Raw genomic sequence first — 20283 nt, 5'->3', positions numbered from 1 at the left:
GTCCCACCCGATCCGTCAGTTCAGTTCAAACCCCAAGTTCGAACCACCCCCAGCAATTATTGGGGCCCCAGCACCCAATTTGTATTGCTTGTAATGCGGTCAGTTTAGCCACAGGTCGTGAACCGCGTCCATACCGGACGGTGAAATAGTTTTGGGCGTTCAGCGTCTACCGGTAGGGGTACTCAATTTTCGGACAGGTGTCCATGACAACGTCCAGCCCGGCGTCCTTGGCCCGTCTGGCTGCAGCCTCGTCGATGACACCGAGTTGCAGCCAGACGGCGTCAGCACCGACGGCAATGGCCTGGTCGACAATGTCACCGACTTTTTGCGAGTTCACAAAACAGTCCACGACGTCGATGTGTCCGGGGATTTCGGCCAGGAGCTTGTACCCGTCGTTGCCCAGAACGCTTTCGCCACTCAGGGACACCGGAACGATCTCCATGCCCAGCTGGTCCTGGAGGAACCGTGAGACCCCCGGTGCCACGCGGCCGGGATTGTTGGTCAGTCCCACCACTGCCCACCGTGCAGGGGTTTGCAGGAGTCGGCGGATCACTGCCGGGTCGTTCACGTGGCGTTGGCCATGTTCGGAGCTCATACCCACACGCTACCGCCACAATCCGGGGCTTGTCCTGAAAACCGCGTTGGCTGAGCAAGGACCCGGGGAGACGAGGCATCATTTGACCCTTCGACTCCCCGACACGTCGGTGCCGACCTGTGGCCGGCCAATCTAGAGTGCGCGCTCCAGCGCCTCTTCGGTGTTGGCCGCCGAGTACTCCGTGAAGGCCCCGCGGAAGCGCGCCGCCGGGTGGGTCTCTTCGAGACGGGCCCCGCGCCCGAACACCTTTTCGCGCAGGGACCCCGGGGCATATTCGGTCTGCGCAAGCCCGCGGGCGCGCAACTCGGGCAGGATTCCGTCGATGAAGTCCGTGTAGGAGCCCGGCAGGACCTGGTTCATGATGTTGAGTCCATCCATTCCGGCGTCCTGCCAGCGCTCGATCTCGTCAACGATCTGCTCGGGGGTTCCCACGATCTGCTGGGCCTTGGCTCGGTAGCGGGCCAGGTCGCCGATGGTTGGCTTCCCTCCGGGCACCGACGCGATGGCCGCTTCGAGGACGCCTCGGGCGCCCTCGGTCTGGACGTCGCCCAAGGGCGTGTCCAGGTCCAGTCCGCCCAGATCGATCCCGATCCCGCCACCGATGTGGGCGATGATCGCATCCAGGTCCAGATATTCGTCGTAGTCGGCTTCCTTGGCCTTGGCTTCGGCCTCGGTGCTTCCCACGACAAATGACAGGCCTGCAAAGACCTTGACGTCTCCCTTGGCGCGTCCTGCGGCGGCCTCCAGCTCGCGGATCTTGCCCACCTGCTTGGCCACATACTCCGGGTGGGGAGCAAAAAGGAAAGTTGCCTCCGCATGTTCCGCGGCAAACTGGCGCCCGCGGGCGGACGATCCGGCCTGGAACAGGAACGGCGTGCGTTGCGGGCTCGGCAAGGCAAGGTGCGGGCCCTCGATGGAATACCGTTTTCCCTGGTGGTGGATCTTGTTGACCTTGGCAGGGTCGGCAAAGACGCCGGTTTCCTTGTTGGCCAGAACCGCGTCATCCTCCCAGGAACCTTCCCACAACTTGTACGTCGCCTCGACGTATTCCTCGGCCCAGTCATAGCGGTCGTCGTGGGCGGTCAGGCCGGCCGCACCAAAGTTTCGGTGCGAGTTCTCCAGGACGCTGGTCACGATGTTCCATGCGACGCGGCCGTTGGAAAGGTGGTCCAGCGTGGAGAGCTGGCGCGCAAACTGGAACGGAGCGGCCTGCACCACGGAACTGGTCATGGCCAGTCCGATGTCGCTGGTGGTTGCTGCAAGGGCCGAGAGCAGCACGAGCGGGTCGTGGGACGGAACCTGCATGCCCTTGCGGACCATCGAGGCCCAGCCTCCCTCGTGGTTGCCGTAAAGCCCCACGACGTCGGCAAAGAACAGGTTGTCGAATTTGGCGTCCTCAAGCTGCTTGGCCAGGTCGACCCACAGTTGCAGCTCATTGAAGCGGTGCTGCTGCGCTTTAGGGTGGCGCCATTGGCCACCCAGGATGTGGCTGGAGGTGTTCATCAGGAATGCGCTCAGCAGGAGGCGCGGACGAACGTCAAAAGTACCCATTTACTTGCTCTCCGATTTCGTGTCCGTGGCTTCACCGATCGAGTGCAATCCGGTGGGAATGGTGCCATTGATGTAGTAGTCGCCCACCGAACGGGCCTTGAAGGCGACCGGGTTGTGGGTCGCGACGGTGCGGGCGTTGCGCCAGTGCCGGTCAAGGGATTTTCCGCGTGAAACGGACGAGGCGCCGGTGACGTCGAAGAGTTCGCTGGTTGCATCCAGCACCAGCTTCGGGACCGTCACGTGGGCCTGCTGCACGGCAATTTCCGCGCGGATGAAGGCAGCGGTCGGGTCCAGGCCCAGGGACTGGTCCACCGCGGCATCCAGGTCGCGGGCGGCGGCAGTAACGATCGAATCCGCCGCGTAGACGGCCGCTGCGATGCGGCCTACCTTTTCCTGGATCAGCGGGTCGTTCCGGAAGAGTTCACCTGATCCGGTGTTGAAGGTTCGGGTGCGGGTGCGCACCAATTCGGCGGCGTCTGCCAGTGCCGCACGCCCGATGCCGGCAAGGACGCTCAGGAGGGCCATCTGGAAGAAGGCCGGCTCGAGGGTGGAGGAGACCTTGCGCTGGATGATGTCTTCGAACGGGACCACAACATCGTCGAAGATTGCGGTGCCGGTACCGGTCAGCGGCTGGCCAAAGCCATCCCAGTCGTCAAGGATCCGTACCCGTGCGTCATCGGCGCGCACGATGGCGTACTGCCGGCCTTCGACGCCCTCGGTGCTGGCCATGACAACCACCCAGTCGGCGAAGATGGAGCCGGTTGTGTAGTACTTTTCCCCGTTCAGCAGCCACTGCCCGGATTCCTCGCGAAGCTTGGTGTTGGTGGTGCCCAACGCATTGCCGCCCCGTTCGGTGGCCGCGTTGCCGAAGATCTCGCCGGCGAGCACCCGCGGGAACCAACGGAGCTGGAATTCCTCCGGTTGCAGGGCGATGGTTTCGACAAAGGCGAAGTGGGAGCGGAGCAAGTGGCCGACGTTGGAATCCGCGGCGGAAAGTTCCACGATCAACCGGAAGAGATGTTCATGGCTGACCGGGTCCCCGCCATGCGCGGCCGGGACGCGCAGCGTGGTGAAGCCGGCTTCCTTGAGCCATTTCACGGGTTCGAAGGGCAACACATGGTTGTTTTCCCTCTCCACGGTGCCTTCGGCGATCCGGCCGAACACCGGTGCAAAGCGTGCACTCAATTCCGCGTAACGGGCTTCTTCGGTTCGTTCCTGCACGTGCGTTGCACTCATTTTTCTTCCTTTGCGTCCATGAGTTTCAAAAAGTTTGTTGGCGGGATTTAGCGGTTTGCCATCTCGCGCAGCAGCTGTCCGGGGTTCGAGTCCAAAAGCAATTTGGTGTACTCGCTGGCGGGGTTCCCGAAGACCTGTGAGGCCGGGCCCACTTCGACGAGCGTCCCCTGCCGCATGACTCCCACGTCGTGTGAAATGCGCTCGACGACGTGCAGGTCGTGGGAAATGAAGAGGTATGACAGCCTCTGGTTGACCTGGAGGTCTTCCAGCAGCGCCAGAATCTGCGCCTGGGTCAAGACATCGAGTGCGGAAAGGGCCTCATCCAGCACCAACGTCTTGGCGCCGAGGGCCAGGGCCCTGGCGATTGCCACGCGTTGCCGTTGTCCTCCGGAAAGTTCCTTCGCGCCGAGGGAGGCCATGCGCGCGGGCAGGTTGACAGCGTCCAACAGCTCGGCCACCCTGATCTTGCGTTCGTTCCTTGACCCGACCTTGTAGTTCTCCAGCGGTTCGCTGATGATCCGGGACACCGAATAACGCGGATCCAGTGCCGAATCCGGGTTTTGGTACACCAGTTGCAGGCTGCGCCAGAGGTCGCGCTTGCCGGCTCCGCGCACGTGGGTGACATCTTGTCCGTGGATCTTTACCGTCCCGGCGCTGGGCTCAAGCAGGCGCATGACCATGCGCGCGGTCGTGGATTTTCCGGAGCCGGACTCCCCGACCAATGAGAAAGTGGTTCCGGGGCGGACTGCGAAGGAAACGTTGTCCACCGCTGCTCGTTCAGCTTTTCCGTTGCCATAGATCTTTGTCAGGCCACGGACCTCAATGGCCGGCAACTCGATGGCGCCTTCAGGCCCGGTGGTTTGTGCGCCCTTGCCCGTGGCAGTGGCCTCGGTAAGCAGCATCTGGGTATAGGCATCTTCCGGGGCATGCAGGATTTCACGCACCGGGCGATCCTCGCGAATCCGGCCGTGCTGCATGACCACGATGCGGTCGGCGATGTCCGTGGCCACGGCCAAGTCATGGGTCACAAAAATGACTGCGGTTCCGAGTTCCCGGGCGAGCTTGGTAAATACCTCGAGCACCGTCTGTTGGACCGTGACATCCAATGCGGATGTTGGCTCATCGGCAATCAGCAGCTCGGGTTCCAGGGCAAAGGCTATGGCAATGAGCACCCGCTGCTTCAGCCCGCCCGAGAGCTCATGAGGGTACTGTCCCAGGCGCTGTTCCGGGCGATCGATCCCGACCAGTTCCAGCAGCCTGAGGACTTCCCGGCGCAACTCTGCCTTGGTGCGCTTGCGCCCTTGCGGGTGCAGGCGGAAAACCTCGGATACCTGGGACCCCACGGTCTTCACCGGATCGAGGGAGGCTCCGGGATCCTGCGGCACCATGCCGATGCGCCGTCCGCGGATGGCTTCCAGTTCCTTGGCCGAATGGTTCAGGAGGTTGTCGCCGGCAAGGTCGATCGTTCCGCCCAGGACCTTTGCCGATTCCGGCAGCAATCCGATGATGGCCTTTGCCAGCGTGGACTTGCCGGAGCCGGATTCGCCAACCAGTGCAACGATTTCGCCGGTCTTGAGCGCGATGTCGAGGTGGTCTGCGGCGATGACCGATTCATCGCCGGTGCCGTATTGAATGCTTAGCCCACGAATGTCCAGCAATGTGGGTGCCGAGTCGATGGTGCTCATGCTGTTCCCCTGACTAGAAACGGAAGATCTTGTGAAGCTGTCGGCCAAGACCGGCGAGCAGGATGACCACGACGACGATGACCACGCCCGGCAGGGTCGTGAGCCACCATGCCGAAGCGAGGTACTGCCGTCCCTCGGAAATGAGCAGACCCCATTCAGGGGTCGGAGGCGGAGAGCCGAATCCGAGGAAGCCGAGGCCCGAAATCGCGAGGATCGCCACGCCGAGGTCCACCGCCAGAAGGGCCAGAACGGGGCCGCAGGAGTTGGGCAGGATGTGCTTGAAAACGACAGACCAATACGTGCCGCCGTTCATGAAGGCGGCTTCCACGTAGTCCAGGCTGCGAACGCGCAGGACCTCGGAACGCACCACGCGTGCAAACGACGCAATGGAGGCGATGCCCACGCCGATTCCCAGGGAAATCGGACCGGGGGCAAATGCCGTGACGATGATCAGCGAGACCAGGAAGCCCGGGACAGCGAGCAAGACATCGATCAGGCGCATGGTGACGGCGTCGGCCGCCCGGCCTGCGGTTGCCGCCAGCAGCCCCAGCCCGGTCCCCGCGACGAGCCCGATCGTCACCGCCAGTCCCGCGGTCAACAGCGTTTGGCTGGTGCCGTGAACCACCCGGGCAAACACGTCGCGGCCCAAGTGGTCGGTGCCAAACCAGTGGGCGAACCCGGGCGCCTGGAATTTCTCGGCCGGGACGCCGCTAATGGGGTCCAGTCCGCTAAACAGCGAAGGGACCAACGCCCACCCCAGGACCATGATCAGCGGGGCGCAGGTCAGCCAGAATACGGGCGAACTAAGCGCTCCCGATTTCTTCTTGGAAGATGGCACGATCTCCACCGGCGCAAGAGTGCCGGCCGGGGCGGACTGCTGCACGGCAACCTTCGTCAACGGTTCCTCTAGCTTGATGCTCATGGATTCTTCTCCGTTCGTTCCTAGGCCACGAGTGCGCGCGGTGCCCCGTGCGTTCCACTCTTGAGGATCCGTGGATCCAATAGCGGGTAAAGCAGGTCAACAACCAGGTTCACGACAACGAAGGCCGTGGCGGTGATCAGCACGAGTCCCTGGACCAGCGCCACGTCCTGCGCGGTGACCGACTGAAGCACCACCTGGCCCAGGCCGGACCGGGCAAACACCGTCTCGGTGATGACCGAGCCGGCCAACAGCGTTCCCACGGTTATCCCGCTGATGGTCATGGCCGGTGCCGCAGCGTTTTTGAGGGTGTGGCGAAAGAAAATCCATGACGGCGAAGCGCCCTTGGCACGCAACACGTCCACGAATGGCTGGGCGTAAACGTTGTCCACACTCTTGAGCAGCACCTGGGCAATCGGGGCAGAGACGTGGACGGCCAGGACCAGGACGGGGACGGCAATCGAGGCGAACGAACCATCCGGGAAAAGCGACATGACTCCGAGTTGGATGGAGAGCAGCTGCAGGAGCACCAGGCCCAGCCAGAACACGGGAACTGCCGCGAAGAGCGGCGGCAGGTTGATGATGAGCCGCTTCAACCACGTCCGACGTGCCAACGTGGCCGAAGCGACCAGCAGAACCGCAAACACCACGGCAGTCACGAAGGCACTGGAAGCCAGCACCAAGGTCGACCCGGCCACTGCACCGATGCGTTCTGCAACGGGCTGGCCCGAGGCCAGCGAATACCCGAAATCACCCCGGAAGAGACCGGCCAATTGGCTGAAATACTGAATCAACAGCGGCTGGTCGTATCCGTATTGCGCCTTCATGGCCGCGATGGTTTCCGGATTGGCCGCAGCATCCGCTGACAGGAAGATCGTCACTGGGTCATTCGGGAGCAGCTGCACGGCCAGGAAGACCAGGGTGTAGGCAAGCCAAATGACCAGCAAAGCTTGTCCGATGCGTCGCGCGATGTAAGCGGCCATGGGGTTGCTACTTTCCGGTCTTCCAGGCGCCCTGGAAAATCGGGGCGGTGCCGGAGGTGAATTCCACGTGCGCATCCGAGTTGCCGCCGTAGACCTGGACTTCGTCCCAAAGGACCAGGGACAGCGCCTTTTCGCTGACCAGCTGGCGCTGTTCCTCGGCAACCAGTTCCTTGTGCTCCGCCTCGCTGGTGGCCGAACGTTCCTTGGCGAACAGCGCGTTGAGCTCGCTGTCGGCGTTCAGGGTCTGGGTGTTGTTTTCCGGGCCGAAGACCGGTCCCAGTCCGCCGTAGGCAAATTGGCGGGTTCCGAAGAACTCGATGTTGGGATCGATCATGGCCGTGGTCAGGAACGTGTTGTCGGCCGCACGGTTGATGAGCTTGACGCCGATTTCCCGCCATTGCTGCTCGATGAGTTCAAAGGCCGGTTTGATGACCACGGAGTTGTTGGAGCTGGTGATGGTGATTTCCAGCTTCTGCCCACCCTTTTCGCGTACTCCGTCGGCTCCGACAACCCAGCCTGCCTCGTCGAGCAACGCCTTGGATTTCTCCGGGTTGTAGCCCAGATCCGCGGACAGGTCGATGAACCCGGGGGCCGCGTGGTTCAGCACGGAGTCGGCGATGACGTAGCTGTCCGACAGCACCGTGTCCTTGATGGATTGGCGGTCGATGCCGACCTGGAGCGCCTGACGCACCTTGGTGTCGGCGAGCTTGCCACTGCCGATGCGCACTGCCGCCATGTTGGTGGTCAGGTCAATTCCCTTGGCCGGCAGCACCTGGTCGCCGCTGCCCGCGAGGGTTTGCTCGTCCACGGGCTGAAGTCCCCGGACCAGGTCGACCTGGCCGGTTTGGACCGCTCCGGCACGGTGCGCCACCTCGGGCAGGTACTTCACCACGAGCTTGTCCAGGTATGCGGCGCCCTGGTTTGCCGCTGATTCAGGCGCCCACTTGTAATCCGCGCGCTTGGCGAAGGTGACTTCTTCATCGGTCTTCTCGGATTCGAAGACGAACGGTCCGGAGCCGACGATGTTGGCGATGGCCGACTGGCCGGCATTGTCCAACGTCAAGGTTTCAGGGGAAACCAGGCCCGAGGTGACCGACGATGTGGCACGCAGGAAGTTGGCGTCGGGGGTCTTGAGCGTGACCTTGACCTGGTTTTTTCCTACGACCTCGGCGGACTTGAAGGCGGCGAAGTCGACGTTGGGTGCGATCTGTGCGCTCTTGATGCCCTTGCCCAGGGCGTCCAGGTTTTCCTTGACGGCCTTGGCATCGAGCGCCGTTCCGTCCGAGAAACTCACGCCGTCACGAATGGTGAAGGTGAACTCGGTCTGGTTCTTGTTGGCGGTGAAATCCGACGCTATCCAGCCAACGAGCTTTCCGGTTGCCGCGTCGAAATAGGTCAGTCGGTCCAACACGCTATTGAGCACATTGGCCTTCTCGTAGAAGCGTGCGGCTTGGGTCTGCCAGTTGTTGATCGGGGTTACTTCCGCATACACGAAGGTTCCGCCCTGGACGGGATCGTTGCTTACCGGGTCGGCTGCATTTCCCGCTGTTTGGGTTCCCGATCCGCAGGCGCTGAGTGCCAGCGTGGCCACGGAAAGCACGGTAAGGATCTTGACGCCGAGGCCGGCGCGAAGGCGTCGCTTCGCAGGTGGTTTGGTGTTGCCCATGATTCATTCCTTCTCGGTTCACCCGAGGAACGCCGCGACATGGCTAATCAGTCGAATACCTGTCCAAGACATGACAGCATTCGGCGGACCGCGCAGAGTTTGGCTATCTCCATCGGTCCTGGCGGTAGCACCGGATCCCCATGAGGGGAGTGGTTGCTGCGGCGTCAACGAGCCAGGTCTCTCAGCCGCTCTGGATGGTGTGTGCTCGTGTTGGTTGGTTTCCAGCGTCGAACAATTCAAGTGTGTCGCAGGATCTTCGATACAACCAACATAAAAGGGTTCGCCGTGAAATAAATCGACGCACGGATCGGCTTTGGGGCCGGATTTGCTTCACGAAGCGTCATAAGTCAGAACGTGAAGCGAAAAACAACCTGGCCTTGCTTCACCGGGGCGTCATGTTGATAATGTGCACAAATTCATGCCCCGGAACTCATCGACTGGGCAAATGGCGGCTGACTCTCTTTCCTGGTCTCAGGCTGCCGGCCGTCCCGAACGTTCACGGCCCCTTAAACGGCCCGGGCGGCGGCGCACCTCATGGTGCGCCGCCGCCCGAAACTCGTGCGGGAGTTACTCCCGGCTACTTGACCTCGGCGTTCGAGAACCGGTAGTTCGCCGCGCGGTGGGAGTCCTGGACGCGGTCGCCCTTGCCGAAGAGCTTGTTGCGCAGCGTGCCCTCGACGTATTCGGTCGGGTAGGCGCCGCGTGCCTGCAGCTCGGGAACGATGAACTCCACGATGTCCTCAAAGGTGCCCGGGGTGATGGCGTAGGCCAGGTTGAACCCGTCCACGTCGGTGTCCTCGACCCACTCGATGAGCTTGTCGGCGACCTCGGTCGGCGAGCCGACGGTGATCGGTCCGAAGCCGCCAACGCCCACCCACTCGGCCAGCTGGCGGATCGTCCACGGGTTGCCCGAATCGCCGCTGGCCTGCTGGAACATCGACACGGTGGACTGGATGGCGTTGGACTTCACGTTGTCGCCGATAACGTCGTCCGGGCCGTAGGTCGACAGGTCCACGCCCATCCAGCCGGAGATCAGCGCAAGGGCGCCGTCGATGTCGGCGTAGGACTTGTAGTCCTCGAACTTGGCCTGCGCGGCGGCGGAATCCACGTCCGTGATGATGGTCTGCATGGTGTAGATGCGCACGTCGTGGCGTCCACGGCCGGCCGCCTCGGCGGCGTCGCGGATCTTGGTGACCGTGGCCTTGAGCATGTCCTTGGTGGGGCAAGTGACGAAGACTGCCTCGGCATTTGCCGCGGCGAACTGCATGCCGCGCGAGGAGGTTCCGGCCTGGAAGATCACCGGGGTGCGCTGCGGGCTGGGCTCGGTGATGGCGATGCCCGGGACCTTGAAGTACTTGCCCTCATGGTTGATCTCGTGGACCTTGGCCGGGTCGGTGAAGACACCGCGCTCGGCGTCGCGAACCACGGCGTCTTCTTCCCAGGAACCCTCGAGCAGCTTGTACACGACCTCGAGGTATTCGTCGGCGTGGTTGTAGCGCTCGTCGTGCTCAAGCTGGTCTTCCTGGCCCATGTTCCGGGCGGCGGAGGGCAGGTAGCCGGTCACGACGTTCCAGCCGATGCGGCCCTTGGTCAGGTGGTCAAGGGTCGCCAGGCGGCGGGAGAAAGGGTACGGGTGTTCGTAGGAGGTGCTGGCGGTGACGCCGAAGCCGAGGTTCTCGGTCACGGCGGCCATCGCGGAGACAAGCATGAGCGGGTCGTTGACCGGGACCTGGGCGCCGGTGCGCAGCGGCACCTCGTTGGAGCCGCCGAAGACGTCGTAGGTGCCCAGCACGTCGGCGATGAAGATGCCGTCGAACTTGCCCTTTTCCAGGGTCTTGGCCAGGTTGGTCCAGTAGGATAGGTCCTTGTAGCTGGCGGACTGGTCCTTGGGGTGCTTCCACAGTCCCGGGGACTGGTGTCCGACGCAGTTCATGTCGAAGGCGTTGAAGCGGATCTGGCGTGGGGCGGGAGTCGTGCTCATGTTTATCCTTCGCGAGGTGTTGGGAGTTGCGGATCCGGTGTTGTGCGGATCAAGTTGATGTGGGGCTCGTGTTGTTCTACGGGATGCCGGTTCCCTGGGTGGCACCCACGTCGCCGATGGCGTTGAGCTGCTGGGGCGCCGTGCCGTTGACCTCGTAGTCGCCGATGATGCGAGACTTGTAGATCGCGGGGTTGTGGGTGGCAACGGTGCGCGCGTTGCGCCAGTGCCGGTCCAGGTTGCATCCCTTGGCGGTTGCCGAGGCACCCAGTCCGTCAAAGAGCTTGGTCGCCGCGGAGAGCACCAGCGGCTGGACGACCGCCTGGGCCCTGTCCGCGGCGAGTTCACACACCGCGAACCGCTCGGCCGGGCTGAGCGATACATCGGCCAGCGCGACCTCGATCTCCGCCACGGCGGCCAGGACGATGGAGTCGACCGCGAATGCGGTGCCGGAGACCTCGCCGACCAATTGCAGTACCTGGGGTTCTTCGCGCACCGGAACACCGGTCCCGGTGCTGAAGCTTCGGGTGCGGGCCTGGACCGAGGAGCGCATGTCGTTGAGCACGGCGCGCGTGATTCCCGCCTGGACCCCGAGTAGCACCAATTGGAAGATGGCGGATTCCGGGTCGTTGACCTGCTGCTCGTCGGGAAGGATCGTGTCCACCGGGACATTCTCGAACGTGGTTGAGCCGGTGCCGGTGAGCTGCTGCCCGAATCCGTCCCAGTCGTCAAGGATCTTGACGCCGGAATGCTGCGTGGAAACCACGGCGATCTGCCTGCCGGCACGGGCGGGGTGCGCCACGGCGACTGCCACCCAGTCCGCGTAGATCGTGCCGGTGCAATAGTATTTTTCGCCATTGAGGATCCAGCGCTCGCCCTGCTTGGCAATGGTCGTGTTCAGGGTGCCCAGCCGGTTTCCGCCGCGCTCGGTGTAGGCGTTGCCGATAATTTGCCCGGCAACGATGCGCTCGACCCAGCGGTGGCGCAAGGCATCGTCTTCCAGCTGCAACACGGATTCGACGAAGCCGATGTGCGAGCGCCACAGATGTGCCACCTGGGAATCGGCTTCTGCCAGTTCGATGAGCAGGCGGAACAAGTCGGACACGCTGGCACCGTAGCCGCCCTCGGCGACGGGGATGCGCAGCGCCCCGAACCGCACCCGGTTCAGCCAGCCAACCGGTTCGAAGGGCAGGGTCCGGTTGGCGTCGCGCTCACTGGCCCCGGAGGCGATCCTGGCGAAGACCGGGCGGAAGATCGCGGCCAACTCGTCATAGTGCCCATTACGGGGAACGCCCGGAGTGAGCTTGAGCAGGTGCCGGGCCGGGGTGTCGCCGGTAAATGCGTCGAGGTTGACGGCACCAAAGATGTTGGGGTCCGCTTCGACAGCGTGTGCATGTGCAAAGGAATCGACAGCCATGAATTCTCTCCATCGGTTCTGGCGTGAGCACCTACCGCCCAATTAAGGGGAGGGGTTGCTGCGGCGTCATGGAGCCAGATCTCTCGGCCGCTCTGGATGGTTGTTGGTCATATTTCTACACGCCTCGGCGAAGCGGTGACAACCCGCTTCGTCACAATTGACGGTTGCGTCACAGGGCAAAACGGGATTCGCTGCCCGCCGGGGCAGGGGCGAAGCACCGGCGCACCGGCATTCCACCAGCCATTCGTTCGACGACGGTGGGCGCACGGTTGGAGGCCGCGGAACCAAATGACCCACACGACCCTTGGCAAGCATGTGCGCGAGATCCCGGGGTCCACACGGACGATCCCCGGACCGGATCCGATTGCCCGAAACCTCCAAAGCACCACAAGTTGAATGATCGAAAGTCCCGTAGATTTCCGTAGATAATTCGACGCATGGTCATTAAATTCCACCCCGTCGAACATTCGGTCACATTACGGCGGGCTTGCTCCTGTGACGCCGCATCGACTTTGATGGTGGTCATAACCCATCCCGAGCGGCCGAGAGATCTGGCTCTATGACGCCGCAGCAACCACCTCGTCGAGGCCGGTGCTACCGCCAGTCCGATGGAGAGATCATGACTTCCACGCTTGACCACCCGACGTTTGTCGCACCGACAAGTGTTTCCAGCAACGCGCTTCGCGTGACATTCCAGGGCGTTGGCCGCAGCTTCGGCGGTCGCGAGGTGCTGCACGATGTCGACCTCGAGGTCACCCCGGGAGAAGTCGTGGCAATCCTCGGCCCAAGCGGCTGCGGCAAGTCCACATTGCTCCGATCCGTGTCCGGGCTGGACCAGCCATCCGCCGGGCAGGTCCTGATCGACGGCACCGCTGTCAACGGACTGGACACCCGCTGTGCGGTGGCGTTCCAGGAGCCACGCCTGCTGCCATGGAAATCCGTGACCAACAACGTTTCCTTGGGCCTTCCGGCGGGCACCGACCGCACCACCGGTGCGGCACGCATCGCAGAGCTGCTCGAACTCGTGGAACTCGATGCCTACAGCGATTTGCGCCCGAGGGAAATCTCCGGCGGCATGGCCCAGCGCGTCTCGCTCGCCCGGGCCCTGGCCCGACGCCCCGGCGTCCTGCTCCTGGACGAACCGTTCGGCGCCCTGGATGCATTGACCCGCTTGAAGATGCAGGATCTCCTGCTGGACATCCACAGCGCGTACCCGACCACGGTCTTGCTGGTCACCCACGACGTTGACGAGGCACTGCAGTTAGCCGACCGCATCGTCGTATTGGGACGCCCGGACGGCGCAACAGCCGCAACCGTCACCCAGCTCCTCACGGTCCCGGGGTCACGTCCGCGAAACCGCAACGATGAAAGCCTCGGCCGAATGCGCAGCTCACTTCTTGCATCGCTCGGCGTTGACGCACACCGCCACTAAACCGGCACCCAAGCACCGTCACTTCACACCACTCGCATCTTCTGAACGAGCGTCCTTCTTGTCGTGCGTTCACCCATTCAAGGAATTCACCCATGAACCGAAACCTTTTCTCACGCCGCACTCTCATTGCCACCTCCGCGCTGGTTGCCGCCACCGCGTTGCTGACCGGTTGCGCCGGCGAGGGCTCGGGCGCTGCGGAAGCCACGACCCTCAACATCGACTTCGCCACCTACAACCCGTTGTCCCTGGTGCTCAAGGAAAAGGGATGGCTGGAAGCCTCGCTGAAGGAACAGGGCGTCACCGTCAACTGGGTGCAGTCGGCCGGTTCGAACAAGGCCAACGAAGCGCTTCGCGCGGGGGCAATCGACGTGGGATCCACCGCGGGTTCCGCCGCCCTGCTGGCCCGGTCCAACGGTTCCCCGATCAAGACCATCGACATCTACTCGCAACCGGAATGGGCCGCCCTGGTTGTTGCCAAGGACTCACCCATCAAGGACGTGAGCGAACTCAAGGGCAAATCGGTCGCCGCCACCAAGGGTACCGACCCCTACTTCTTCTTGCTGCAGGCCCTGGAGCAGGCAGGTCTCGGCCCGGATGACGTGACCGTGGAGAACCTCCAGCACGCCGATGGCCGCGCCGCCCTGGAAAACGGTTCCGTGGATGCCTGGAGTGGATTGGACCCGATCATGGCCGGCGCGGAGGAGAACGGCGCCAGCTTGATCTACCGCAACCTGGATTTCAACACCTACGGTGCCTTGAACGCCAACGAATCCTTCCTGGCGGAGTCCCCGGAAATCGCCCAGGTCGTGGTGGACTCCTACGAAAAGGCCCGCGAATGGGCCGCCAAGAACCAGAAGGAAACCGCGACAATCCTGGCCGACGTGGCAGGGCTGGAAGCACCGGTTGCCGACAAGGTGATCCTCGAGCGTTCCAATCTTGATGTCTCCGCGGTGCCCGGCCAAAAGTTGGTCGACGTCCTGACGGTCGTGGGACCGATCTTTGTCGAGACCGGCGATGTCACCAGCCAGGCCAAGGTCGACACGGCTCTTGATTCCCTCATCGATGATTCCTTCGCCAAAAAGGCCGACGCTTCGAAGGTCAAGGGTTCGTAATGTCTGCCGATTTTTCCCTCAACACCAAGGAAACGACGCCAGCCAGTGCAAGCGGGCCCCGGATCCCGGGCTCGACACTGGGCCGCATCGGGCTCGGCGCACTGGTGCCGCTGCTTGTCCTCGTGCTGTGGCAGAGCGCCACCTCCCTCGGCTGGGTCACCTCCGCACAGCTCCCATCCCCCACGTCGGTGTACTCGGCCGCAGTGGACCTGATCGGGCGCGGGGAACTTGGCACGCACATCGGCATCTCCACCCAACGCGTCCTGGTGGGCTTCGCCATTGGCGCGGTGCTTGGGCTTGGATTTGGCGCCTTGGTTGGACTGTCGCGGCTCGCCGACGCATTGCTGGGCCCCACCATTGGAGCCATTCGTGCGGTGCCGTCGCTGGCCTGGGTTCCCCTGCTGATCTTGTGGATGAAGATCGGTGAAGATTCGAAAATCACGCTGATTGCCATCGGCGCCTTCTTCCCGGTGTTCACCACCGTGTACCTGGCGCTACGCCATGTGGACAAGAACCTCATCGAGGCCGGACGTGCCTTTGGCCTCAAGGGGATCAAGTTGCTGACCACCATCCAGCTGCCTGCCGTGGTTCCTGCCATATTTTCCGGCCTCCGGCTCGCCCTGGCACAGGCTTGGCTTTTCCTGGTGGCTGCGGAACTGATCGCATCTTCCATGGGGCTTGGCTTCCTGCTCACCGATTCACAGAACAACGGCCGGATCGACAGACTGATTCTGGCAATCATCCTGCTGGCAGTGATCGGCAAGGCCACCGATGCACTGGTGGGCCTGGCTGAACGCTGGGCAGTCAGGCGCTGGGCCTAAGGGCAACCAACCACCCGTTTCGAGCGGCCCAGATTTCTGGCGTCACGACGCCGCAACAAGCACCTCCCCGAGACCGGTGCTACTGCCAGGAGCAATGGAGAAAACAATGACTGAAACCCTGCACCCCGTCACGACTGACATCGCCAACGAAGCCTCCCTGACCGAAGCCGAACGGCTCGCATTCTGGGACGCCGCCGCGCGGCGCCTGAGCTGGTCCGAGGACTGGCACACCATCCACACCAGCACCGGTGTCGACCAGGCGGCCAGGCGCGGCCCCGAACTGCGCTGGTTCGAGGGCGGCAAGCTCAATGCCGCCTACAACTGCGTTGACCGGCACGTAGAGGCCGGCCGCGGAGACAAGGTTGCCCTGCACTTCGAGGGCGAGCCCGGGGACAGGACCACCGTCACCTACCAGGACCTGCAGGACCGTGTATCCCGGGCCGCCAATGCGCTGGAGGCACTCGGCATTGGCAAGGGCGACCGCGTGGTCATCTACCTGCCGGTGCTCATCGAAACCATCGTCATCACCCTGGCCTGCGCGCGCATCGGCGCGGTTCATTCGCTGGTCTTCGGCGGCTTCTCCGCCGAGGCGCTGAAGTTCCGTGTCGAGGACACCGGCGCCAAGCTCCTGGTCACCACCGACGGCCAGTTCCGCCGCGGCACCTCGGTCCCGGTCAAGGCGCACGCCGACGAGGCCGTTTCCGGGGACAACGCGATCGAGCACGTGCTGGTCATCAACCGGACCGGGCACACCGACATCAACTGGGTCGAGGGCCGGGACGTGTGGTGGCACGAGACTGTCGACACCGCGAGCACCGAACACGCCCCGGAGGCCTTCGACGCCGAGACCCCGCTGTTCATCATGTACACCTCCGGCACCACCGGGCAGCCCAAGGGCCTGGTCCACACCACCGGCGGCTACCTGACGCAGGCCTCCTGGAGCCACGAGTTCCTCTTCTCCCACCCGGATCCGGCCAAGCGCGAGGACGATGTCCACTGGTGCACGGCCGACCTGGCCTGGGTCACCGCGCACACCTATGAGATCTACGGGCCGCTGTCCAACGGCGTCACCCAGGTCATCTACGAGGGCGTGCCCAACGCCCCGCACCCGGGCCGCCACTTCGAGATCATCGCGCGCTACGGGGTCACGAGCTACTACACCGCGCCCACCCTGGTGCGCTCGCTGATGGGTTGGTTCCCCGAGGGGATCCCGGCCGACTACGACCTGTCCTCGATCCGGCTGGCCGGAACCGTGGGCGAGGCAGTGAACCCGGAGGCGTGGCGCTGGCTGCGTGGCCAGATCGGGCGCGACACCGAGTCCGGCATCCCGATGGTCGACACCTGGTGGCAGTCCGAGACGGGCGCGACGATCCTTTCCCCGCGCCAGGACGACACCGCGTTCAAGCCCGGCTGCGGCACCCGGGCGCTGCCGGGCGTGGCGGTGGACATCGTCGACGATGCCGCGCAAACGGTGGAGAAAAACCTGCAGGGCTACATCGTGCTGACCAAGACCGGGCCGTCCATGGCCAGGACCGTTTGGGGAAACCCCGAGCGCTACTACACCTCCTACTGGGAGAAGTACGCGCAGCAGGGCTGGTTCCTGGCCGGGGACGGCGCGCGCTTCGATGCCGACGGGGACATCTGGATCCTGGGCCGCACGGACGATGTCATCAACATCTCCGGACACCGGCTCTCCACCATCGAGATCGAGTCCGCCCTGGTCACCCACCCGGCGGTTGTCGAGGCCGGGGTCTGCCCGACCGCCGACGCCAAGACCGGCCACGCTGCCACCGCGTTCGTGGTGCCCTTCGACAAGTCGGTGGTTGGAACGGACCTGGCCGGCGAGGCGCTGGCCAGGCAGCAGGCCCTCATCGCCGAGCTGCGCAACCACGTGGCAACCCAGATCGGGCCCATCGCCAAGCCGCGCGACATCGTCTTCGTTCCCGACGTGCCCAAGACCCGCTCGGGCAAGATCATGCGCCGGCTGCTGACCCAGCTTTTCGAGGGCAGCACCCTGGGCGACACCACCAGCCTGCAGAACGAGCCGTGCATCGCTGAAATCAAGGAAATCTGCGAGCGCTAGGCAACTTTCGCGCGCCGGGAAACGCAGCGGAATGCTGCGTTTCCCGACGTGCTTCGAGGCCCGGGCCCCGTTCGCCGCCGCCCTCTTCCCCCTGCCGGGGAAGGGGGCTCAGCCATTCGGCGCCACCGCACCGCTGTAGCCGTAGCGCATGGCACGAGTGGCAGTTAGGCTTGTTGGTGGGTGCCCCGCCCGCCCGGACCGCACGCCGTGATGCGGGGTTCCACGAAATAATTCAGTCCGAAACCGCTCCCGTCGGGGCCAGTTGAAGACCAGCGGAAAAGTTGAGCATGACAAGACCGGTTGAGCTCGAGCCAGTGTCGCGCGAGGCGTCCATGAACATGATGCCCCTGCGACTCGCCGCGGTCTGCGCCAAGCCTCGTGCCAATGCCGATGCCGTCCTCGTTGCCGACCACCGGGAGCGCTGCCCGGAGCCACGCCCGGCCGCATACGGCTCCTTGAAGCGGGCGCTCCACCTTGGTGCCGTGCTGGACTGCCAACGGCACGGGAACACCAGCCGCCACCGGACCTGCATGGGCGACAACCACCACCAAGCTCCTCCGGCGATGCCTAAGCCGCCTGCCGGGGCCCCGGTACCCCAACCCGACAAGTCAACCTAAGAAGGTAGCCATGTCTGAAACCACGAGCGACCAGTGTCCCGTTCCCCACGGCGGCGGCGCCCACACCATTCCCGGCAACGCGAATGCCGAGTGGTGGCCGAACAGGCTCAACCTGGGGATCCTGGCCAAGAACACCCCGGTCTCCAACCCACTTGACGCGGATTTCAGCTACGCCGAGGCCTTCGAGGCCCTGGACCTGGACGCAGTGAAGGCGGACCTCGCCGCGGCCATGACCACGTCGTACGACTGGTGGCCGGCCGACTACGGCCACTACGGCCCGCTCTTCGTGCGCATGGCCTGGCACTCGTCCGGCACCTACCGCAGCCACGACGGGCGCGGCGGCGGCGGGTCGGGCCAGCAGCGCTTCGCCCCGCTGAACTCCTGGCCTGACAACGTCAACCTGGACAAGGCCCGCCGCCTGCTCTGGCCGGTCAAGAAGAAGTACGGCCAGTCCATTTCCTGGGCCGACTTGATCATCCTGGCCGGCAACGTGGCCATGGAGACCATGGGCTTTAGGACCTTCGGCTTTGCCGGCGGTCGGCCCGACGTGTGGGAGGCCGACGACGACGTGTACTGGGGCCCGGAGAAGGTGTGGCTGGACAACGAGCGCTACACCGGTGACCGCGACCTTGCGGCCCCGCTGGCGGCGGTCCAGATGGGCCTGATCTATGTGAACCCGCAGGGTCCGGACGGCCTGGCCGATCCGCTGGCCGCGGCCGTCGACATCCGCGAGACCTTCCGCCGCATGGGCATGAACGACGAGGAGACGGTCGCGCTGATCGCCGGCGGGCACACCTTCGGCAAGGCCCACGGTGCCGAGGCCGAGTCCCACAAGGGTCCCGACCCGGAGGCCGCACCGCTCCAGCTGCAGGGCCTGGGCTGGAAGTCGGGCCATGGCAGTGGCCACGGCGACGACACCATCGGTTCCGGGCTGGAGGTCACCTGGACCTACCACCCGACCCGCTGGGACAACGAGTTCTTCGAGATCCTCTTCGGCTACGAGTGGGAAATGTTCCTCTCCCCCGCCGGAGCCCAGCAGTGGCGCCCGAAGGACGGTGCCGGCGCAGGCACGGTCCCGATGGCCCACAACCCGGAGCAGCGCCGCGAACCGCGCATGCTCACCACCGACCTTTCCCTGCGCCTTGACCCGATCTACGGCCCGATCTCCCGGGACTACATGGAGAACCCGGAGAAGTTCGCCGACGCGTACGCCCGCGCCTGGTTCAAGTTGACCCACCGCGACATGGGCCCGAAGTCCCGCTACCTGGGCAAGGAGGTCCCGGCCGAGGACCTCATTTGGCAGGATCCGCTCCCCGCCGCCCCGGCCGCGACGCTGGGCGATGCGGAGATCGCGGCGCTGAAGGCACTCATCGCCGACTCGGGGCTGAGCGTGAGGCAACTGGTCTCCACCGCATGGAAGGCCGCTTCCACCTTCCGCTCCTCCGACAAGCGCGGCGGCGCCAACGGCGGCCGCATCCGCCTGGAACCACAGGTGTCCTGGGCCGTGAACCAGCCCGCGCAGCTCAGGGACGTCATCGCCACGCTCGAGGCCGTCGTCGCCCGGTTCAACGCCAGCTCAATGGTCAAGACCTCCTTCGCCGACGTGGTGGTGCTGGCGGGCAACGTGGGCGTCGAACAGGCCGCGCGGGCCGCGGGACACGAACTCACCGTCTCGTTCACCCCGGGCCGCGTGGATGCCACCCAGGAACAGACCGATCCGGAGCAATTCGCGTGGCTTGAGCCGGTCGCCGATGCGTTCCGCAACTACGACTCGGGCCTCCTGAAGATGCCCAGTGAGTACCTGCTGATCGACCGCGCGAACCTGCTGGGCCTCTCCGCCCCGGAGATGACCGTGCTGCTCGGTGGCCTGCGCGTGCTGGGCAACAACTGGGACGGTTCGAACCTGGGCGTCTTCACCGACACCCCGGGCGCGCTGACCAACGACTTCTTCGCGAACCTCCTGGAGCTGGGCCTGGAATGGACGCCGGACGCCGAGGAGAAGACCTTCTCCACCACCGACGGCCGCTTCAACGGCAGCCGCGTGGACTTGGTCTTCGGATCGAACTCCGAGCTGCGCGCCCTGGCCGAGGCCTATGCCTCGGACGACGCGAAGGGGAAGTTCGCGCTCGACTTCGCCGCTGCCTGGGCCAAGCTCATGGACGCCGACCGCTTTGAGCTGAGGAGGTAG

The 20283-nt window shown here is 64.3% G+C and carries 15 protein-coding genes and 3 riboswitches; of the genes, 6 read left to right on the top strand and 9 right to left on the bottom strand.

Annotated elements, in window-relative coordinates; genetic code table 11:
• Window positions 1–166: 166 nt before the first annotated feature.
• The 9 genes from AC6CHY_RS10330 to AC6CHY_RS10290 form a co-directional block, all read right to left on the bottom strand.
• Complete coding sequence (locus AC6CHY_RS10330) at window positions 167–595, bottom strand: CoA-binding protein (protein WP_498226649.1); 429 nt, start codon at window positions 593–595, stop codon at window positions 167–169.
• A gap of 132 nt (window positions 596–727) precedes the next feature.
• Window positions 728–2146, bottom strand: coding sequence for an LLM class flavin-dependent oxidoreductase (locus tag AC6CHY_RS10325; RefSeq protein ID WP_498226648.1), 1419 nt, complete (start codon window positions 2144–2146; stop codon window positions 728–730).
• On the bottom strand, window positions 2147–3382 hold the full coding sequence (locus tag AC6CHY_RS10320) for an acyl-CoA dehydrogenase family protein (protein WP_498226647.1): 1236 nt from the start codon (window positions 3380–3382) through the stop codon (window positions 2147–2149).
• 47 nt (window positions 3383–3429) lie between these two features.
• Window positions 3430–5067, bottom strand: coding sequence for a dipeptide ABC transporter ATP-binding protein (locus AC6CHY_RS10315; RefSeq protein WP_498226646.1), 1638 nt, complete (start codon window positions 5065–5067; stop codon window positions 3430–3432).
• A gap of 13 nt (window positions 5068–5080) precedes the next feature.
• Window positions 5081–5989 carry an ABC transporter permease gene (locus tag AC6CHY_RS10310; RefSeq protein WP_217388848.1) on the bottom strand — a complete coding sequence of 303 codons (909 nt, stop codon included), beginning with the start codon at window positions 5987–5989 and terminating at the stop codon, window positions 5081–5083.
• 20 nt (window positions 5990–6009) lie between these two features.
• On the bottom strand, window positions 6010–6969 hold the full coding sequence (locus AC6CHY_RS10305; RefSeq protein WP_217388849.1) for an ABC transporter permease: 960 nt from the start codon (window positions 6967–6969) through the stop codon (window positions 6010–6012).
• A gap of 7 nt (window positions 6970–6976) precedes the next feature.
• Entirely contained in the window at window positions 6977–8635 is a 1659-nt protein-coding gene (locus AC6CHY_RS10300; RefSeq protein WP_498226645.1) for an ABC transporter substrate-binding protein, read from the bottom strand.
• A 106-nt stretch (window positions 8636–8741) separates the two neighbouring features.
• A riboswitch (SAM riboswitch) is annotated at window positions 8742–8836 on the bottom strand.
• Window positions 8837–9212: 376 nt separating this feature from the next.
• Window positions 9213–10616, bottom strand: a complete 1404-nt coding sequence (locus AC6CHY_RS10295) for an LLM class flavin-dependent oxidoreductase (protein WP_217388851.1) — start codon at window positions 10614–10616, stop codon at window positions 9213–9215.
• Between the two features lie 76 nt (window positions 10617–10692).
• Window positions 10693–12030 carry an acyl-CoA dehydrogenase family protein gene (locus AC6CHY_RS10290; RefSeq protein WP_498226644.1) on the bottom strand — a complete coding sequence of 446 codons (1338 nt, stop codon included), beginning with the start codon at window positions 12028–12030 and terminating at the stop codon, window positions 10693–10695.
• A 6-nt stretch (window positions 12031–12036) separates the two neighbouring features.
• A riboswitch (SAM riboswitch) is annotated at window positions 12037–12133 on the bottom strand.
• Between the two features lie 423 nt (window positions 12134–12556).
• A riboswitch (SAM riboswitch) is annotated at window positions 12557–12645 on the top strand.
• 4 nt (window positions 12646–12649) lie between these two features.
• On the opposite strand from AC6CHY_RS10290, the gene AC6CHY_RS10285 reads away from it, so the two are divergent.
• From AC6CHY_RS10285 to katG, 6 genes are all read left to right on the top strand, one after another.
• Entirely contained in the window at window positions 12650–13462 is an 813-nt protein-coding gene (locus AC6CHY_RS10285; protein WP_217388853.1) for an ABC transporter ATP-binding protein, read from the top strand.
• Between the two features lie 92 nt (window positions 13463–13554).
• Window positions 13555–14574 (top strand): aliphatic sulfonate ABC transporter substrate-binding protein, encoded by a 1020-nt coding sequence (locus AC6CHY_RS10280; protein WP_217388854.1) that lies wholly within the window; start codon window positions 13555–13557, stop codon window positions 14572–14574.
• Complete coding sequence (locus AC6CHY_RS10275; protein WP_217388855.1) at window positions 14574–15395, top strand: ABC transporter permease; 822 nt, start codon at window positions 14574–14576, stop codon at window positions 15393–15395. Before AC6CHY_RS10280 ends, AC6CHY_RS10275 begins: the two co-directional genes overlap by 1 nt.
• Window positions 15396–15501: 106 nt before the next feature.
• Window positions 15502–17478, top strand: a complete 1977-nt coding sequence (gene acs, locus AC6CHY_RS10270; protein ID WP_217388856.1) for an acetate--CoA ligase — start codon at window positions 15502–15504, stop codon at window positions 17476–17478.
• 287 nt (window positions 17479–17765) lie between these two features.
• Window positions 17766–18095, top strand: coding sequence for a hypothetical protein (locus AC6CHY_RS10265; RefSeq protein ID WP_498226643.1), 330 nt, complete (start codon window positions 17766–17768; stop codon window positions 18093–18095).
• A 10-nt stretch (window positions 18096–18105) separates the two neighbouring features.
• Entirely contained in the window at window positions 18106–20283 is a 2178-nt protein-coding gene (gene katG / locus AC6CHY_RS10260; protein ID WP_498226642.1) for a catalase/peroxidase HPI, read from the top strand.

The organism is Paeniglutamicibacter sp. GQ140 (assembly GCF_059759235.1).
This window is presented reverse-complemented; position numbering and strand designations above follow the sequence as displayed.

What these genes read in the sequence shown, in the direction of transcription:
- katG (WP_498226642.1), top strand. Translation starts at nt 18,106, where the DNA reads ATGTCTGAAACCACGAGCGACCAGTGTCCCGTTCCCCACGGCGGCGGC.
- AC6CHY_RS10315 (WP_498226646.1), bottom strand. Translation starts at nt 5,067, where the DNA reads ATGAGCACCATCGACTCGGCACCCACATTGCTGGACATTCGTGGGCTA.
- AC6CHY_RS10310 (WP_217388848.1), bottom strand. Translation starts at nt 5,989, where the DNA reads ATGAGCATCAAGCTAGAGGAACCGTTGACGAAGGTTGCCGTGCAGCAG.
- AC6CHY_RS10295 (WP_217388851.1), bottom strand. Translation starts at nt 10,616, where the DNA reads ATGAGCACGACTCCCGCCCCACGCCAGATCCGCTTCAACGCCTTCGAC.
- AC6CHY_RS10275 (WP_217388855.1), top strand. Translation starts at nt 14,574, where the DNA reads ATGTCTGCCGATTTTTCCCTCAACACCAAGGAAACGACGCCAGCCAGT.
- AC6CHY_RS10290 (WP_498226644.1), bottom strand. Translation starts at nt 12,030, where the DNA reads ATGGCTGTCGATTCCTTTGCACATGCACACGCTGTCGAAGCGGACCCC.
- acs (WP_217388856.1), top strand. Translation starts at nt 15,502, where the DNA reads ATGACTGAAACCCTGCACCCCGTCACGACTGACATCGCCAACGAAGCC.
- AC6CHY_RS10300 (WP_498226645.1), bottom strand. Translation starts at nt 8,635, where the DNA reads ATGGGCAACACCAAACCACCTGCGAAGCGACGCCTTCGCGCCGGCCTC.
- AC6CHY_RS10285 (WP_217388853.1), top strand. Translation starts at nt 12,650, where the DNA reads ATGACTTCCACGCTTGACCACCCGACGTTTGTCGCACCGACAAGTGTT.
- AC6CHY_RS10330 (WP_498226649.1), bottom strand. Translation starts at nt 595, where the DNA reads ATGAGCTCCGAACATGGCCAACGCCACGTGAACGACCCGGCAGTGATC.
- AC6CHY_RS10325 (WP_498226648.1), bottom strand. Translation starts at nt 2,146, where the DNA reads ATGGGTACTTTTGACGTTCGTCCGCGCCTCCTGCTGAGCGCATTCCTG.
- AC6CHY_RS10320 (WP_498226647.1), bottom strand. Translation starts at nt 3,382, where the DNA reads ATGAGTGCAACGCACGTGCAGGAACGAACCGAAGAAGCCCGTTACGCG.
- AC6CHY_RS10280 (WP_217388854.1), top strand. Translation starts at nt 13,555, where the DNA reads ATGAACCGAAACCTTTTCTCACGCCGCACTCTCATTGCCACCTCCGCG.
- AC6CHY_RS10305 (WP_217388849.1), bottom strand. Translation starts at nt 6,969, where the DNA reads ATGGCCGCTTACATCGCGCGACGCATCGGACAAGCTTTGCTGGTCATT.
- AC6CHY_RS10265 (WP_498226643.1), top strand. Translation starts at nt 17,766, where the DNA reads ATGACAAGACCGGTTGAGCTCGAGCCAGTGTCGCGCGAGGCGTCCATG.